Source organism: Anaeroplasma sp. (assembly GCF_034179385.1).
Lineage (GTDB): Bacteria > Bacillota_I > Bacilli_A > Acholeplasmatales > Anaeroplasmataceae > Anaeroplasma.
The window spans coordinates 1-16,016 of record NZ_JAXFPY010000123.1 but is presented as its reverse complement, the minus strand read 5'-3'; the positions used below and the strand labels follow the sequence as shown (position 1 = coordinate 16,016).

Below are 16,016 nucleotides of genomic sequence, written 5' to 3'. Positions count from 1 at the left end.
ATTTATTATTAATATTACTATAAATCTTTTCATAACAAACATACTTCTTTAATTTTTAATTCGAGATTTGTTTCTACGATACAAAGATATATCTATAATGATAATAAATGCTCCAATACGATAATTAATGAATAATTATCTATTATCATAGGAAAGTTTGTGTATACCTCATTAAGGCCTGCATTAATATATGAATTTAATGCAATAATGAGCATTTTCGTTCAAAATAGCCCATTCTAAACCGGTTTGAATTTACTCTAAAACCGTTAGTGAGGGTTCGAATCCTTCTGCCCCTACCATGAATGGCTTAGGTCATTTTTTTATTTCGTAGACATATTATTATAATATTTAATTTTTATTAAACTTGTTGGCGCAACCTTACGCTAATAAGTTTCCATTGAACCCCTACCATAAATGACAAAGGGCATTTCTTTATTTTGTAGACATATTAAAATGCGAAGCTTAAATCTAGGCTTCGCATTTTGTTACTTTCTATAGATAAATACTTTTTTACAATGCTCATTAAAATTATATGAATAGACTTTCAAAAATAGTTCTTTGTACACGTACAATTCTAAACTATTAAGTTTTACATCATCAATAATGTACAAACAACGATATTATTTAATTCTCGATTAATGCTTTCCCACTTAACCTTATCATCAGTTACTAATTCTCGCATTAAAAGTGAGATTTTTTCACTTTGTAATCACCTGGGAATCTTTATGGATACGCTTTCTCCATAACACATTGAATCATCTCCAATATCATTGTTGCAATAAGTGTAACCTTTTGCAATAAATTATTGTGCGTTTTTGTAACCTTTTTCATATATATCTAGAGTTAATTCGTAACCTTTTGCGCATTTTATGAAAAGAAAATCCCTATAGGATTTCAAATTTTTGAAAACAATAGTCTTTGAAATAACTTTTTTACTATTTATTAAAATAGTGCCAAAAATTAATCATATAGGATTTCTCGTATCCTGTTTGAATTTTCCTTTTTTTTATTTTTTTGCCAGTATTTTTCATTTTTGGATAAACAATCTTTTTCTCTTGTTTATATATCACTTCATTAACATACTCAAATTCAATCCATTCGTTTGAAATGAATTTCATGCTGTCAAAACAGGCTAAATAGATGCGACCATCTCGATCAATTGTCCCTTCCTTTTGCGATTTCATTTTTATAGTTTCATAGTCTTCTAATAAAAGTGGATATTCGGAACTATCATAATCTAGCTGAACCGCAAAATAGGCCTGCGGTTTTCCACCCTCATAAATATTTTGACCTACACCTAAAAAGTCAACCGAAACCCTAGATTCATCAAGCTTATTTAAATCTATTTTTAGACGTGTTTCTAAGCTATCAATAATGTTTTGATGAAACATAAAATCACGATCAATCTTTCCACCATTTTTAGGAAATTGCAATCTTGTCGCAATGGATGAGGTTACGCAAAGCTTAGAAATAGTGGAATCTCCTTTTCTTTTAGGAATTAATAATATATTTCCTTTTAAAAAAACTAAAGCATTGATTCCTATATGATTAGAAAACTTTGAATTTTCTAAGGGTTTTAAATATGGTCCATATTCGTAGACATCTCTTAGCCTTAAATTATCCATCAACTTATAATCAATTGCTCTATTCGTGACTAAATGATTAAAAAAATTACTTCGTGATGTGAAAAAAGTCATTTTACCATTACACAACCTTACAGAATCGAGGCGAATGGTATCTTCATTGTTTTTGGTACTTCTTCCGTGAATAGAATATAAATCTAAAAAGCAATTGACTATTAAATCATCTAACTCAAAATGTTTGTTTTCATCATCAATTACATCTAATTCATATTCTCCTTTATTCATGTATACCTCATGATAAATAAAATCTCTTTGCGTTCCATTTAAAATAACGGTTTTTTTATATGATTTATCGGCATGATAAATGGACAATAATTCTTTTGTATCGCCAGATACCTTTATCTTATCTTCTAAAAAACCAAAAAGTAATTTAATTATTCGAAGCAAAAACGCAGATAAAACAAAACCAATCATCGTTGAAATCGTTGTGGAAAATAAATCTCCTGGCATTACAAAAGAAATGGCAATCGTAATCGCAACATATATGCTGATCTCAAATAAATATTTGGCTACTCTTTCTGATTTAAAAAAATAATATAACTTAATGATTTGTTTTTTCATAAATACCTACGAACAACTTCAAACAAAACGCTATGAATTCGATAGCTTTGTTGTTTTTTGATTTCTCCCTCTTGATAATTTTTGAAGTAATTATAATAGTGAGTTTCAAGCCTTTCCATTTGTTTACAATCCATTATTTCATCACCATCAATAATCCTTTGTAAAGAGTGCTTTATATCAATTCTTCTACCTTCATAAACGACATACGATTCTTTGTTATTGATTCCATTTCTCCAATCAACCTCAATTGTTGATAAAACACCATCAATTACCAATTCCACAAATGCATAGATTGGTAATCCGGTTTTAGGACACTTTATTGTATCAACTCTATGAATTGAAATTTGCTCAAATGGAAGCCATAAATTCATTAGACTTAAGGCATTAACGCCACTATCGATAAAAGCTCCCTCAAGCTTAATTTTTTCATCATTAATATGAATTCCATCATCACTATAAGGATCATCCACATGAATGTGAATTTCGCTAATTTTACAAGCATCATAGTGTTTGTTAAATTCTATAACTTCCGCCCCGTTTTGCCAATGATACGAAACCTCAAAAATCAAATCATGGTCAGCCGCATATTTTAATAAATCATCGTATTCCTTCATATTCAATACCGCCGGCTTTTCAATAATAACATTAACGCCTCGCTTCATCGAGTTAAGGGCAATTTCATAATGCGACTTGGGTGGTGTTGAGATTATGACATAATCAAGTCCTTCCTTTTCAATCATTTCTAAATAATCTTCATAAAAAGGATAATCCTTAAATAATGGCCTTGATGCAAAATCTGGATTCGTGTCGCATATAGCTTTCAATTCTAAACAGTTTGAAGCCTTCAATCCTTTAAGATAATATTTTGAGATTGCGCCCATTCCAATAATCCCTGCATTAAGCATAATATATCATCTCCTTATAGTAAAAAATTCATAACAAATAGGTATTTAATCATACAAAAAATATATATGAAATCAAAATTACACTTGACTCTTACCAATTAAAAAACATTATTATTAACGATAATAATCACAAACAGATAAACGTAACATTAAAATTTAACCTCTATATAAAGACTATTGCCTTTTTGAAAACAATAGTCTTTTTGATTATTATTTATGTACATTTAATAAATCGACATCGATAACTCCATCAATTAATCCTAATTTATTAATGAAATCCTCTGTACTGAAGAATTCACTGTCCGATGTTGCTCTAAAGGTTAATTCTAAAATGCCCTCATCGGCTATTTCAGAATGCACCTCCTTGACAATGCAGTTCGACTCTTTTGCCACCTCAAGAATTCTTGCGATTGTAGGCTTTCCAAGCTCAGAATGTACCACAAGAACTGGGGCATTTTTTGTAAGCCTTTTTTCAAAACTTTTAAATACAGTAAGTGAAACTAAGATAATAATCGTTCCACCGATAGCCAAAATGAAATTCATAGATCCACATGCAAGTCCAATGGCCATAACAATCCAAATGGTTGCGGCAGTGGTTAATCCTCTAATTCCATCCTTTTTATGAATGATTGCACCAGCACCTAAGAAACCGACACCTGTAACAACCTGCGCAGCTAATCTCGCATAATCTCTGTTTACAAAATCTCCACTTGCTGTTTTTACAGGGAATCCATAAATCGATACAATCATTAAAATGCAAGATCCTATTCCGACTAAAAGGTGTGTTCTTAATCCAGCTGATCTTCCTCTTCTTTCTCTTTCAAGTCCAACAGCACCACAAAGAATAACGGCTAAGACTAATGCAATACTACATAATATGAAATTACCTATTGGCCATTCACCTATGTACCAATTACCTAATTTTTCTGCAATAACCTGGTCTAATGTTGTCATAATAAAAACTCCTTACTGCTCAATAATAAAAAATTATGAACTTCGAATCCGTTATAGTATTATAATTATACCACAAGTTTACTCATGCACCAAACAAAAATTATCCCAATGTAAAAATAAAAGTTGAAAAATTTAAATTGACAGTAATACACAAAGGTTTATAGCATTGCAAAACAAAAAGAAAAGGATTGCTTGATACAATCCTTATTCCATATCCATAGTATTTATTTCTTTTGGTTCTCTTGCTAATGCTACAAGACCGAAAATAGCTCCAATTGCATTAACACAAACACCACTAATAATTCCAAATACTATATTTAAAATATATAGTATCTTTGTTTTCTTTGATTTACCCATGATAGCAATAAATGCATTAATAAGTGCAAAGAATGCCATCACAAAGAAGTAAACCGCAAAGATAACCAATAATACTATAATTTGATTTGCTTGTTGTTCTGCTGTTCCAGTAAAGCTTGTTTGAATTGTACCATTCTGAAGACCTTGCATGATTGCCTGTTTTCCATCTGGTGTATTAATACTTAGGAAAATACCAGCTACAACACAAAGTGAAACGACAACAACAAAGGAATAAATAATACCTGCTAATAAAACATAATTACTTGCTTTTTTCATAAATGTCCTCCTATATATTATTTTAAAGATTATGAATTGAATTCTTTTCCTCTAACTATTAAAGCCATAGAGGTAGCTGATTTTTGGTAATCCATAGGATAGTTTAAGATATTTTCTTATTCGTACGCTTTAAGTATTCATTACATCTTTTTAGATATGCTTTGTAATATTCATTCACCTTTAGCATAATCTCTTTCTTGATCCAATATTAGAAAAAAATTTAGCCATAAGAATTACCCATTTAAAATTTTACTCTAAATCATTATTCTTGTAAATAGCCTATGGATTTGATCCTATCATTTTAAAATATTTTTATTGCCTTTGGCTCCACCCTTAATTCTAAGAAATCCTCTTCTCCATAGTATTCACCATCGACATTAATAGGTCTTTTATCCTTGAATTTAATATGAAGCTCTTCTTCCTCATATAGCTTAATAATTTTTGATTTCTTTTTAAATACCATTAGGAATGCGAATGCGAATAATGGTCTTAGAGCATGACGATATTCACAAACATATAAATGAATTTTACCATCATTTAGCTTTTGTCCATGAAGCCAAAAGCCTCCCATATGTAGGGAATTTAATGCAATGAATAAATATGCATTACCCGTCCTTTCCCCTATAGTATAGGAAAATGAACTCTTTTTAAAGATTTTACCTATAGCTCTAAAATAATAACAAAGCTTGCCAAAGAATTTCTTTGCAGGATCATTTTCATAGGTAACAGAGGAAACAGAGCCTGTTGCGAAGGCATATATATAATAGCATTCATTCATTTTGGTTAAATCGATATCGATTTCCTTATCTTCTCTTATTCGTTTTATAATGCCTTTAATATTCTTATATTTATAGGTATGACAAACATCATTACATGTCCCCATAGGTACAAAGGCCATTTTTGGCTTTTTCGCCAGACACATTACTCCATTAATGGCCTCATGAATGGTACCATCTCCACCCATGGTAATGATAGTATCATAACAACTACCTTCTTTTTTTATTTTATTTTGTATGGATTTTGGATATTCGGATACATATACATCTATATCATATAAATCCTTAAGTCCATCCTTGATTTTATTTACTTTTTTCAAGCCCCTTTGGTGTCCGCTTTTCGCATTGCACACAATAAGAGCACGCTTCTTGTTTTCCATAATACTTTTCTTCCCCAAAATAATTCCACCCCATTATACCACAATTTGTTCCATTTCAAGAAAAAAAGAGGGGATAACCCCCTCAAGGATGAATTAATCAAATTTCTTTAAATAATTTAATACAGATATTGCAGCGATAGTGCCATCGCTTGTTGCGGTTGTAAGCTGTCTAATCTTCTTAGATTTACAATCTCCTGCAACAAAGATTCCATCTTCTGATGTTTCATTACCTTCATCTGCAATAATATATTTATAATCATCCATTTTTAGATTTTCAAAGGGCTTTGTGTTCGCAATTGTACCAATGGATACGAAGATGCCATCACAAGGGATAGAAACTTCCTTGCCATATTCTAGAATACGAATTCCCTTGAATTCATCATTTTCAATGATATAGCCTAATACCTTAGATTCATAATGAACCTTTACCTTAGGGTTTTTTAATATTTTTTCAACATTAATAGGCTCACCCGTAAGTTTTTCTAAATCCTGAATGATTGTCACGCTTTTCGTGTTTTTAACTAAATCTAGGGCAATGGTTAAGGCACTGTTTCCTCCACCAATAACACATACATCCCTATCATTATAGAATGCTCCATCACAGGCAACACAAAAGGAAATACCATTTCCAATGAATTCCTCTTCTCTATCAAGACCTAATCTTCTATATTTTGCGCCGGTTGCTATAATTACTGTTTTTGCCTGATAGGAAGAATAATCGGTAACTACGGTCTTGATATCTCCTTCCGCTTTAATGGATAACACCTCTTCAAATTCATAACTACAACCAAGCTCTTCAATTTGGTCATATAAATTTGAAGTTAATTCTGTACCAGAAATGCTCTTATATCCTGGATAGTTTTCTACCCTAGGAGAGGATGCAATCTGACCACCAATAGACTCCTGCTCAATGACTAAAACCTTTTTATTTGCTCTTAAAAGATATAAGGCTGCAGTCATACCTGCCATTCCAGAGCCAATAATTATCGTGTCGTACATGTTTCACCAATATATTTCTTGATGTTTGAAACATTAACAATCAAATCACCGTTAACGGATAGAGTAGGTGCCTGCTTAATACCTAGCTCCTTAACCATTTCAACATTTTCTTCTGCAATTATCTTAGTATATTTGATTCCTGCCTTTTGAAGCATTGCCTCAGCAACCTTACAATTTGGACAAGTCTTAGATGCGAATAGAATGATTTCGCTTGTACCATCCGTCTTCTTTTCGATCATCTTTACATCACTAAATTTCTTGCCCATGAAAACGGAATTTACAACGTCGTATGTTTTTCTTTCCTTGTATTCCTGAAGCTTACCATCATTCCAGTTCTTAACAGGACGATAGTAACCTGTAATTCTTGAATAAATTTCCGTTTCCTTCTTGCAATATGGACACTGGCTAACCTCACCAACTAAATAGCCATGCTCCTTACATACAGAATATGTTGGAGATAATGTATAGTATGGTAATCTATAGTTTTCTGCAATCTTTCTTACTAGATTTGCAGCACTCTTCCAAGAATCTAATCTTTCACCTAAGAAGGCATGGAATACTGTACCAGATGTATATAATGTTTGAAGCTCATCTTGTACATCTAATGCAGTAAAGATATCCGATGTATATCCTACAGGTAGATGAGATGAATTCGTGTAATATGGAACATCGTCCATAGAATTTGCAGTAATGATCGATGGATATCTCTTCTTATCGTGGGATGCAAGTCTATAGGATGTGGATTCTGCTGGAGTTGCCTCAAGGTTATATAAATCACCATATTTTTCTTGGTAATCAGATAGCTTATTTCTCATGAAGTTTAATACTTCCTTAGTGAATTCCTGAGCCTCAGTATGAGTTAAATCCTGCTTGATGAATTTAGCGTTTAAGCATGCTTCATTCATACCAACTAAGCCAATAGTAGAGAAATGGTTGTTGAATGTTCCTAAGTATCTCTTAGTATAAGGATATAAACCCTCATCTAATAGCTTAGTAACTGTATTTCTCTTAATCTTTAAGCTTCTTGCAGAAATATCCATCATACGCTCAAGTCTAGAGAAGAATTCTTCCTTAGTACGAGATAGATATGCAATTCTTGGCATATTGATCGTAACAACACCAATAGAACCTGTAGATTCACCAGAGCCGAAGAAACCACCAGACTTTTTTCTTAATTCTCTTAAGTCAAGTCTTAAACGGCAGCACATACTTCTTACATCGGATGGCTCCATATCACTATTTACATAATTAGAGAAATAAGGAGTACCATATTTAGCTGTCATTTCGAACAATAATTTATTATTTTCTGTTTCTGACCAGTCAAAATCTCTAGTAATAGAATATGTAGGAATAGGGTATTGGAATCCTCTACCATTCGCATCACCTTCGCACATAGTTTCGATGAATGCTTTGTTGATCATATCCATTTCCTTCTTACAGTCCTTATACTTGAAGTCCTGCTCCTCATCGCCGATTAATGCGTTTAATTCAGCTAAATCGTTAGGTACAGTCCAGTCAAGAGTAATGTTTGTAAATGGAGCCTGTGTACCCCAACGAGAAGGTGTATTTACACCATAAATGAAGGATTGAATACACTGCTTAACCTCTTTATAATCCAAATTATCCTTTTTAACATAAGGGGCAAGATAAGTATCAAAGCTTGAGAATGCCTGAGCACCAGCCCATTCATTTTGCATAATACCTAAGAAGTTTACCATTTGATTACATAAGGTAGATAGATGTTTTGCAGGAGCGGATGTAATCTTACCTGTAATTCCACCTAGACCTTCCTTAATTAATTGTTTTAAGCTCCAGCCTGCGCAATATCCACTTAGCATAGATAAATCATGAATATGAATATCCGCATTTCTATGTGCATTTGCGATTTCCTCATCGTAAATTTCACTTAACCAATAATTTGCAGTGATTGCACCTGAGTTTGACAGAATTAAACCACCTAAGGAATATGTTACTGTAGAGTTTTCCTTAACTCTCCAGTCATTAATTTGTACATAATTATCTACAAGCTTCTTATAATCTAGAACTGTAGATTTCACACTTCTTTGCTTCTCATGAAGCTTTCTATATAAAATATAGGATTTTGCAACATCACTATATCCAGATTTAGATAATACGCGTTCAACGCTATCTTGGATATCCTCTACACTAATCTTTTCATCCGAAACCTTAGATTGGAAATCTGCAGTAACCTTTAAGGATAAGAAATCAATTACATCTGCATCAGAATTTACATCTACAGACTCAAATGCCTGTTCAATTGCCTTAGAAATCTTATGGATATTAAAATCAACTATACTTCCATCTCTTTTTACAACCTTATACATTCTTTTTACCTCAATCCTCTAATTTTTATAAAATCATATTTTTCTTTTAATTTAGAATAAATCTCTTTCAATTCATCATCGCTATAAGCTTCTAAATGATAAACAATGTTGCTTTGTCTGTCTTCAAATTTTTGAAGATAATATTTCTTACAATTTAGATAATCTAGAATAAAAACTAAATCCTCATAGCTAACAAATGCTTTAACTACTGTGGTTCTAAATTCATAGTCTATATTACTATTTTTAATTAGCTCAATGGAGCTTCTTAATGCGTCTATATCGACATTCCGATTTGCGACCTCACTATATTTACTAAATACAGTTTTTATATCCATCGCAATATAATCGATTAAGTGCTCATCAAGTAATTCCTTAATGACCTCTGGATTAGAACCATTCGTATCCAGCTTTACAGATAATCCTAAATCCTTTACCTTTCGAATAAACTCTTTCAAATCCTTTTGTATTGTAGGTTCTCCTCCAGTAATACAAACCCCATCTAAAAGCTTTTTTCTTTCTTTTAGGTAGGAAAGTACCTCTTCTTCTGGTATTAGCTCATTTTCTTTTGTATCTAACACCAGTGCACTATTTTGACAATAAGGACATAAAAAATTACATCCATTTGTAAAGATAGTAGCGGAAACCTTGTCGGGATAATTTAATAAGGATAATTTATCAAATCCTGCAATTTTCATATACACCTTAAATATAATTTATATATTCCTTTTACCTCCTTAACGTCAAAATTAGCCTTGTTTATCATCGTGTAAGCGTATTATATACCGAAAATGATAAAAAATGTGTTGCACTTGCAACACTTTTATAATGTTTTTATATTGTTTTAAAATTAGGTAAAATTATAAATATTTTTTATAATGCCATTTTCATACTTGACTTTCATAAGGGACTTCTAAAACGATACAAATGGTTTTATATTTCTTTACAAAAGAAAATAAAAGCTCTATTCACATAGAGCAATTATCGCTAAAATAAATGTAATTACTAAAAGGATGGAAAATCCAATGAAAGAATAGAACAAATATTTCTTTTTCTTATCATTATCCATTCTTTTTCTTTTTACATTCTCTTCCTTTAAAAAATGAATTTCTTCTTCTAAGTCTAAAATCTTGTTTTCTAATCCCTTGATATAAGAATCCTCTTCGTTCTTCGATAAATAGAGGGTCATTTTTTCATCAAGCTCACGAATTCTTTCATTTAGGAGGGATTGCTTTTGCATAACATCCTCTTGCATTTTAAGCTCACGAACTAAATTTTTAATTTCTTCTCTTGCAAGAGAATCAATTTCATCCTCGCTAGCATTCTTAAGTCTCATTTCAAGCTCTTTTACAACGATACGGTTCGCAGCAATATTAGAAACTCCAAGTCCAAATAAATATTTTGTAATTTCAGCAAGCTTCTTTTGATATTCAAAAGATTTTTCCTGAGCCTCTGCTGCAATGATTTGGGCATCCGCTAAGGAAAGTGTAGTCTCCTGTAAGGATTCAATTGCAGTTTTGTTTTTAAAAACGCCTGTCTTTTTTTCCTTAGAGCCTAAAGCTTGCGCCTGAGCATCTAAAGCCTTCTTTTTGGCAATATCTAAATTTTCTTTATATTCTTGCATAATAGTAAACTGACTACCAATAATCTCAGGTACATCAGATTCTTTGACTGCAAGATCATAATTATCTAATTCCTTATCCATTTTTTACTCCCAATGAATAACATTGAATATATCATCCTTTAAGCCTGGGTTCTTTTCATCAATACCATAGGAGGAATCTCCTATTTTCCTTAAATCATCCTTTGTTTCCATAATCGATTGTCTATACATAGCATCGATTTCAGATATCATGGCATAGGATTCATTGATCACTTCTTCTGTATTTTTAGCCTTAACCCAAACATCATTTTGCTTATAGGATATTTTCATATTCTCAAGTTTAATCATTTCATCAATCATTTCACTTCTTGCTTGCCTCTCTCTTGCAAGCTTTGCACCCATATATAGGTCAGCACCTAAGGCTAAAACAACTCTTGCCGCACCTATATAATTAATATGCAATACAAAATTATTTAAGAATTTATAAATACTACCCTCAGCAACAATCGCACTACCGATCGTTGAGGCTGCAATATCTAGTGCACTAAATACAGCCGTAGAAATCGTAAGCATTCTTACTACGGTTCTATTTTTAAATGGTATTGTAGACTTCCAATCGATTAAAACTAAATCTCTTATGGAGGTTATATGATTATTATCTACCTCTTGGAAGAATCTATGAATAAAATAGAAAGCACGTACTAAGCATTCATTTAGTAATACAGGAAGTGTCTGTTTAGCTAAATTTGTAATGGTCAAGCCCTCTGTAAGATTTAATCTGCCACTAGATATCTCCTTATGAATACCTTCGCTAACATTCGTTTTATTCATAAGCTTTACACTACTTTTGGATTCTCTTATCCCTTCTAGCAAGGAATTCATTGGACCATTTAGCTTAGTATCTTTGGGAACTAAAGATGTAAACCAGTTAATTGTACCATAGATAAGCTTTTCAGGAAGTGTATTTCCTGATGGAAATAAGCCATTTGTATTTCCACCACTCATTTGGCTAGAAATATTCTTTAATAATCCCTCTGTATTTGTATCCTTAACAATTTTATTATTTGAATAGGAATCCACAAATTCGATAGCCTCGGTCCCAGTCCATGTACCTGTAGATATATCTAGCTTATCCACTAAGAATAAATCTAATACTGCAGCTAAAGCACCAGCACTTGCAGCAATCGCATGGTCAATAGAATCACTATGATCGGTAAGATTATAGATTAATGCATCCTGCTCATCGATTATCTTTCTCTTTTTTGCAATTTCTCTATCTAAGGAATCCATTTTTAATCTTGTTTTTTCCTCTACTGCTTGGTCTAATTTTTTAAATTCAGGAATCACCTCAACAACAACCTCACCAGTATCTTTACAAACCTTTAAATCCACTATGGATGTATTCTCCCTTAAATTTTTCATCGCATATGCCTCCCGTTCGTATGTTGTATATTGATTATAGCATATTTAAGAAAGAAAAAACACTTTAAGCTTATTACTCCAAAAATTGAATTTTTAAAAATATATGGTATCATATATACAAGTATTCTTTTGGAGATGATTTTATGACAAAGACAAAAAAGATTTTTTTAGGAATCATTATCATATTATCCTTAATTGCAATTACCTTAGGTTTTATGGGCGCAGAAATGAAAATAAATGCACTTGCTATTACAGGATTATCCATTGGTGGTGTTGCAGTTATCCTATTAATTATATTTATATTCAATGTTTCTATATCTATGAAATCCTCAAGCAAAGGCTTTGAGGAATTCTATCAAACAGGAGATTATGAGGGTGGTATTGAATTTTACAAAAAAATATATAAGGAATCCCCAAATGGCAAAGAAAAAGCCCAAGCCGCATATTATCTTATGACATTTTATTTCTTAGCTAATGATTTAGATAGTGCAAGAGACCTATTCGGAGATGCAGAATTTGGTATATTTGAGGATTATGTATTATATTACGATATATTATTCGATTTATATGATGGTATGGTTGGAGATGCAAGAGAAAAATATAATAGATTTATAGATTTAAATCGTAATGAGCTTGCAGAAAGAAAAAATATATTAAATCAAATCTTTGATTTCATCGATGATAAAATCGATACTATCAATATAAAATCGGATTATCCTATTATTAAAGATATTATAGAACGATATGCAGAGACATAGAAAAAAAGCACACGAAGTGCTTTTTTATTTTGCTTTTTTTCTATATAAATGCTTTGGGTCCTTAATCAATAAAATAATAACCCAAATAATTAATGCTAATGCTATAACTGCAAAACCTAAGTATAAATCATTCATTTGGTTATAGAAAAATACCTGCTGATGGATTACCGTTTCTTCTAAAGTTTCACTAGCCTCAGGCATAAAGAATGCGCTACCTTCCTTCGCAAAGCTTACAATGGCATCGATTAGCCACATCAAGGATGCACCCCAAAACATATAAAGCAATGCGCTTATTGCATATTCCTTTCTTTTATCAAATCTATACCAAAAAATTGTAGAAGCGATGGCTGCAAAAACAGTGATTAGTAAGGTCATTATTCTAATACAGCCTCTTTTTCGTTCTTCTTATCTAGCTTATATCTTATGATTTCAATTACACCCCAAACCAGAGTACATAAGAAAGCCATTAATATACCTGTCGTTGAAATTTCATATAGCATCTCATTTACTGCCTCGCTACCTTCAGTTGCTGCAGTGAAGAACGGGAAGTATGGAATTACCTCTCCATGCCATATGTGCTCAAATATTAATAGGATTCCTCCACCAAATAATAACTTAGATAAACGAAGTAATCTTGTAGAAATTGTATCCTTCTTTTCTTCCTTTGCCATGGATTGCATCTTATCTGCATTTTTCTTTTCCTTATGCTTAACAATGAATGCAGCAGCAGTAACAACAATTGCCTCTGTAACAGGCGCAACAAAACATCCCATAATATACACCCCTTTACTTTATGAACATTTTTATCGTTTTGTTCACTTTTATTATATCAAATATGATATACTTTAAACAAGAAATATCTATAAATAGAACATGGTGTTCAGAAAGTGGTGAAGCTATGGATTTAAGAAAAGAAAAAACCATAAAAAGAATTAAGGATGGCTTTAAAGAATTAATTCAAAAAAGGGATTATTCCTCTATTACCATACAAGACATATTAGATATATCCTATACAGGAAGAACAACCTTTTATATGCATTATAAATCCAAAAATGAGGTATTGAAATCCATTGTAGATGATATCTTCTTTCATGTATTAAATCCAAAATTTGAACAAGCACATAGCTTTGGTGATGAATCCTTCTTAGCTATTATTAACCATATTTTAATTCATTTTAAGGAGGATAAGGATTTACTTAATGCCATATTAAAGGGCGAATCTAATGATATTTTCTTAAATAGATTACGGTTACATTTAGATTCCTTAATTTCAGAAAGAATGATGCCTTATTACAAGGCAGAAAACATAAGAGAGGATATCGTATTAAATCATTTATCCTCTTCTCTATTAGAAATCATTATATGGTGGATTACAGAAGATGATTGTAAAGAAGACCCACTTACAATTTCTTATGATTACTTTTCTTTAGTTATGCCTGCCCTTGAAACAAAGAACTTTAGCTATAAAATGGGAGACAATTTAATTAAGTTAAAAGAAAAAGAGACCGAAGTCTCTTAAGCCCCTGGCTTATCATTTTTTATACCAGTTAAATCCTTTATTACTTCTCCTGCAATGATTAAACCCATTGCTGCAGGAACAAAAACTAAGGAGGCTGGTATATTTTTCTTTACTACATCGCTACTATCTAAAGAATATAGAGGCTTTAATGGCTTTTCTCTAGAATATACTACCTTAAGCTTATTTATCCTATATTCTTTTAATTTCTTTCTTAAAACCTTTGCTAAAGGATCTACACTTGTCTTATAAATATCTGTAACCTCTAGCATCGAAGGATTTATTTTATTTCCAGCACCAAGTGCGCTAATGATTTTCACATTTGATTCCTTAGCCTTTAAAATGATTTCAATTTTAGCAGATATGGTATCTACTGCATCAATGATGTAATCATAGCTCTTAAAATCAAATTCATTAGAATTTTCCTTTAAAAAGAAGCATTTTTTTATTTCTACATTCGCAAGGGGATTTATAGATAATATTCTATCTTTCATAATAGATACCTTATCTTTACCTATGGTATTCATATTGGCAATGATTTGTCTATTGATATTTGTAATGGATACTGTATCATTATCCACTAAGGTAAAATTATATATGCCACTTCTAGCTAACGCCTCACAAACATAACCACCAACACCACCAATGCCAAAGACGATAATTTTGGCATTTTTTAATTTTTCTAAATTACTACTACCAAGTAATGCATCTACTCTAGAAAACTGATTTTCCATACAATCACCCCACTTTTAGCCTATTTTAACATAGCTTTTTAAAGCATTCAAGAAAGAAGCCTAAAGCAACAGCTTTAGGCCCATCCCTAGTAATTATTATACTTTTTCTTTTTCTTGACAAAAGGCTTTGCCTGGCAATACCAAGGCTCTACAAGGTCATATTCAATATCCTCATTTGGAATATCTTCTATAACCTCCTCTTCCTCCTGATAACTCTTTAGGAAGGCTTGAATCTTTTCTTGCTTACGCTTTTGCTCTAATGGATCTTCTACTACTGCCTTTAAGCTAGATGCAGTAAAGACCAAAGTCTCATTTGAATCTCTTTCCATTTGAACCTGATTCTCATTTAAATCTTCAGCTTCATCAAAAGCTTCTTCTAAAATTTCCTCTTCTGATTCTTCAGCCATCTCTTCTAAAGCTTCTTCAAAAGTTTCCTCTTCTGATTCCTCAGCTATCTCATCCATAGATTCTTCAAAAGTTTCCTCTTCTGATTCCTCAGCTATCTCATCCATAGATTCTTCAAAAGTTTCCTCTTCGGATTCTTCAGCTATCTCTTCTATAGATTCTTCAAAAGTGTCCTCTTCAGATTCTTCAGCTATCTCATCCATAGATTCTTCAAAAGTGTCCTCTTCTGATTCTATGACAACATCTTCCTTAACAGGAATAGAGTCCCAAAATTCATTAAAGCCTTCGTCTTCGTTTATAGCTTCCTCTTCCTCTACATATTCGATTTTTTGATGTGCATTCTGATTTTCTATTTCTTCTGTAAGACGGATTCTTTTTTCTAAAG

General features: G+C 31.9%; 16 protein-coding genes. 2 read left to right on the top strand and 14 right to left on the bottom strand.

Going from position 1 to position 16,016, the window contains the following annotated elements; genetic code table 11:
* Positions 1 to 935: 935 nt before the first annotated feature.
* From SPJ17_RS08510 to SPJ17_RS08465, 10 genes are all read right to left on the bottom strand, one after another.
* Complete coding sequence (locus SPJ17_RS08510) at positions 936 to 2,204, bottom strand: hypothetical protein (protein WP_321094743.1); 1,269 nt, start codon at positions 2,202 to 2,204, stop codon at positions 936 to 938.
* Positions 2,201 to 3,109 (bottom strand): Gfo/Idh/MocA family oxidoreductase, encoded by a 909-nt coding sequence (locus tag SPJ17_RS08505; RefSeq protein ID WP_321094742.1) that lies wholly within the window; start codon positions 3,107 to 3,109, stop codon positions 2,201 to 2,203. The genes SPJ17_RS08510 and SPJ17_RS08505 overlap by 4 nt, the downstream gene beginning before the upstream one ends.
* A gap of 210 nt (positions 3,110 to 3,319) precedes the next feature.
* Entirely contained in the window at positions 3,320 to 4,063 is a 744-nt protein-coding gene (locus SPJ17_RS08500; RefSeq protein ID WP_321094740.1) for an MgtC/SapB family protein, read from the bottom strand.
* 204 nt (positions 4,064 to 4,267) lie between these two features.
* Positions 4,268 to 4,696 carry a hypothetical protein gene (locus SPJ17_RS08495; RefSeq protein WP_321094738.1) on the bottom strand — a complete coding sequence of 143 codons (429 nt, stop codon included), beginning with the start codon at positions 4,694 to 4,696 and terminating at the stop codon, positions 4,268 to 4,270.
* Between the two features lie 301 nt (positions 4,697 to 4,997).
* Complete coding sequence (locus SPJ17_RS08490) at positions 4,998 to 5,870, bottom strand: diacylglycerol kinase family protein (RefSeq protein WP_321094737.1); 873 nt, start codon at positions 5,868 to 5,870, stop codon at positions 4,998 to 5,000.
* Positions 5,871 to 5,945: 75 nt separating this feature from the next.
* The gene (locus tag SPJ17_RS08485) at positions 5,946 to 6,851 is read right to left on the bottom strand and encodes an FAD-dependent oxidoreductase (RefSeq protein WP_321094735.1); all 906 of its coding nucleotides are present in this window, start codon (positions 6,849 to 6,851) and stop codon (positions 5,946 to 5,948) included.
* Complete coding sequence (locus tag SPJ17_RS08480) at positions 6,836 to 9,196, bottom strand: ribonucleoside triphosphate reductase (protein ID WP_321094733.1); 2,361 nt, start codon at positions 9,194 to 9,196, stop codon at positions 6,836 to 6,838. Before SPJ17_RS08480 ends, SPJ17_RS08485 begins: the two co-directional genes overlap by 16 nt.
* Before the next feature lie 5 nt (positions 9,197 to 9,201).
* Positions 9,202 to 9,891 carry an anaerobic ribonucleoside-triphosphate reductase activating protein gene (locus SPJ17_RS08475; RefSeq protein ID WP_321094731.1) on the bottom strand — a complete coding sequence of 230 codons (690 nt, stop codon included), beginning with the start codon at positions 9,889 to 9,891 and terminating at the stop codon, positions 9,202 to 9,204.
* A 266-nt stretch (positions 9,892 to 10,157) separates the two neighbouring features.
* Entirely contained in the window at positions 10,158 to 10,898 is a 741-nt protein-coding gene (locus tag SPJ17_RS08470) for a hypothetical protein (protein WP_321094729.1), read from the bottom strand.
* A 3-nt stretch (positions 10,899 to 10,901) separates the two neighbouring features.
* Entirely contained in the window at positions 10,902 to 12,218 is a 1,317-nt protein-coding gene (locus tag SPJ17_RS08465) for a hypothetical protein (RefSeq protein WP_321094727.1), read from the bottom strand.
* A 143-nt stretch (positions 12,219 to 12,361) separates the two neighbouring features.
* Between SPJ17_RS08465 and SPJ17_RS08460 the strand changes: the two genes are divergently transcribed.
* Positions 12,362 to 12,976 (top strand): hypothetical protein, encoded by a 615-nt coding sequence (locus tag SPJ17_RS08460; protein WP_321094725.1) that lies wholly within the window; start codon positions 12,362 to 12,364, stop codon positions 12,974 to 12,976.
* A gap of 24 nt (positions 12,977 to 13,000) precedes the next feature.
* Here the strand turns inward: SPJ17_RS08460 and SPJ17_RS08455 are convergent, their stop codons facing one another.
* Positions 13,001 to 13,351, bottom strand: coding sequence for a hypothetical protein (locus SPJ17_RS08455; protein ID WP_321094723.1), 351 nt, complete (start codon positions 13,349 to 13,351; stop codon positions 13,001 to 13,003).
* A complete protein-coding gene (locus SPJ17_RS08450; RefSeq protein WP_321094721.1) occupies positions 13,351 to 13,749 on the bottom strand; it encodes a hypothetical protein in 399 nt (132 codons plus the stop codon). The genes SPJ17_RS08455 and SPJ17_RS08450 overlap by 1 nt, the downstream gene beginning before the upstream one ends.
* A 125-nt stretch (positions 13,750 to 13,874) precedes the next feature.
* On the opposite strand from SPJ17_RS08450, the gene SPJ17_RS08445 reads away from it, so the two are divergent.
* Positions 13,875 to 14,495 (top strand): TetR-like C-terminal domain-containing protein, encoded by a 621-nt coding sequence (locus SPJ17_RS08445; protein ID WP_321094719.1) that lies wholly within the window; start codon positions 13,875 to 13,877, stop codon positions 14,493 to 14,495.
* Here SPJ17_RS08445 and SPJ17_RS08440 read toward each other — a convergent pair.
* Together SPJ17_RS08440 and SPJ17_RS08435 are read right to left on the bottom strand one after the other, a co-directional pair.
* The gene (locus SPJ17_RS08440; RefSeq protein WP_321094717.1) at positions 14,492 to 15,226 is read right to left on the bottom strand and encodes a tRNA threonylcarbamoyladenosine dehydratase; all 735 of its coding nucleotides are present in this window, start codon (positions 15,224 to 15,226) and stop codon (positions 14,492 to 14,494) included. The genes SPJ17_RS08445 and SPJ17_RS08440 overlap by 4 nt on opposite strands.
* A gap of 86 nt (positions 15,227 to 15,312) precedes the next feature.
* Positions 15,313 to 16,016 (bottom strand): hypothetical protein (locus tag SPJ17_RS08435; protein ID WP_321094715.1); only part of this gene is annotated, 704 nt, incomplete at its 5' end.

Excerpts from the sequence above, each read along its gene's own strand:
- SPJ17_RS08450 (WP_321094721.1), bottom strand. The coding sequence starts at position 13,749 with ATGGGATGTTTTGTTGCGCCTGTTACAGAGGCAATTGTTGTTACTGCT.
- SPJ17_RS08470 (WP_321094729.1), bottom strand. The coding sequence starts at position 10,898 with ATGGATAAGGAATTAGATAATTATGATCTTGCAGTCAAAGAATCTGAT.
- SPJ17_RS08445 (WP_321094719.1), top strand. The coding sequence starts at position 13,875 with ATGGATTTAAGAAAAGAAAAAACCATAAAAAGAATTAAGGATGGCTTT.
- SPJ17_RS08475 (WP_321094731.1), bottom strand. The coding sequence starts at position 9,891 with ATGAAAATTGCAGGATTTGATAAATTATCCTTATTAAATTATCCCGAC.
- SPJ17_RS08480 (WP_321094733.1), bottom strand. The coding sequence starts at position 9,196 with ATGTATAAGGTTGTAAAAAGAGATGGAAGTATAGTTGATTTTAATATC.
- SPJ17_RS08495 (WP_321094738.1), bottom strand. The coding sequence starts at position 4,696 with ATGAAAAAAGCAAGTAATTATGTTTTATTAGCAGGTATTATTTATTCC.
- SPJ17_RS08510 (WP_321094743.1), bottom strand. The coding sequence starts at position 2,204 with ATGAAAAAACAAATCATTAAGTTATATTATTTTTTTAAATCAGAAAGA.
- SPJ17_RS08485 (WP_321094735.1), bottom strand. The coding sequence starts at position 6,851 with ATGTACGACACGATAATTATTGGCTCTGGAATGGCAGGTATGACTGCA.
- SPJ17_RS08440 (WP_321094717.1), bottom strand. The coding sequence starts at position 15,226 with ATGGAAAATCAGTTTTCTAGAGTAGATGCATTACTTGGTAGTAGTAAT.
- SPJ17_RS08460 (WP_321094725.1), top strand. The coding sequence starts at position 12,362 with ATGACAAAGACAAAAAAGATTTTTTTAGGAATCATTATCATATTATCC.
- SPJ17_RS08505 (WP_321094742.1), bottom strand. The coding sequence starts at position 3,109 with ATGCTTAATGCAGGGATTATTGGAATGGGCGCAATCTCAAAATATTAT.
- SPJ17_RS08455 (WP_321094723.1), bottom strand. The coding sequence starts at position 13,351 with ATGACCTTACTAATCACTGTTTTTGCAGCCATCGCTTCTACAATTTTT.
- SPJ17_RS08465 (WP_321094727.1), bottom strand. The coding sequence starts at position 12,218 with ATGAAAAATTTAAGGGAGAATACATCCATAGTGGATTTAAAGGTTTGT.
- SPJ17_RS08500 (WP_321094740.1), bottom strand. The coding sequence starts at position 4,063 with ATGACAACATTAGACCAGGTTATTGCAGAAAAATTAGGTAATTGGTAC.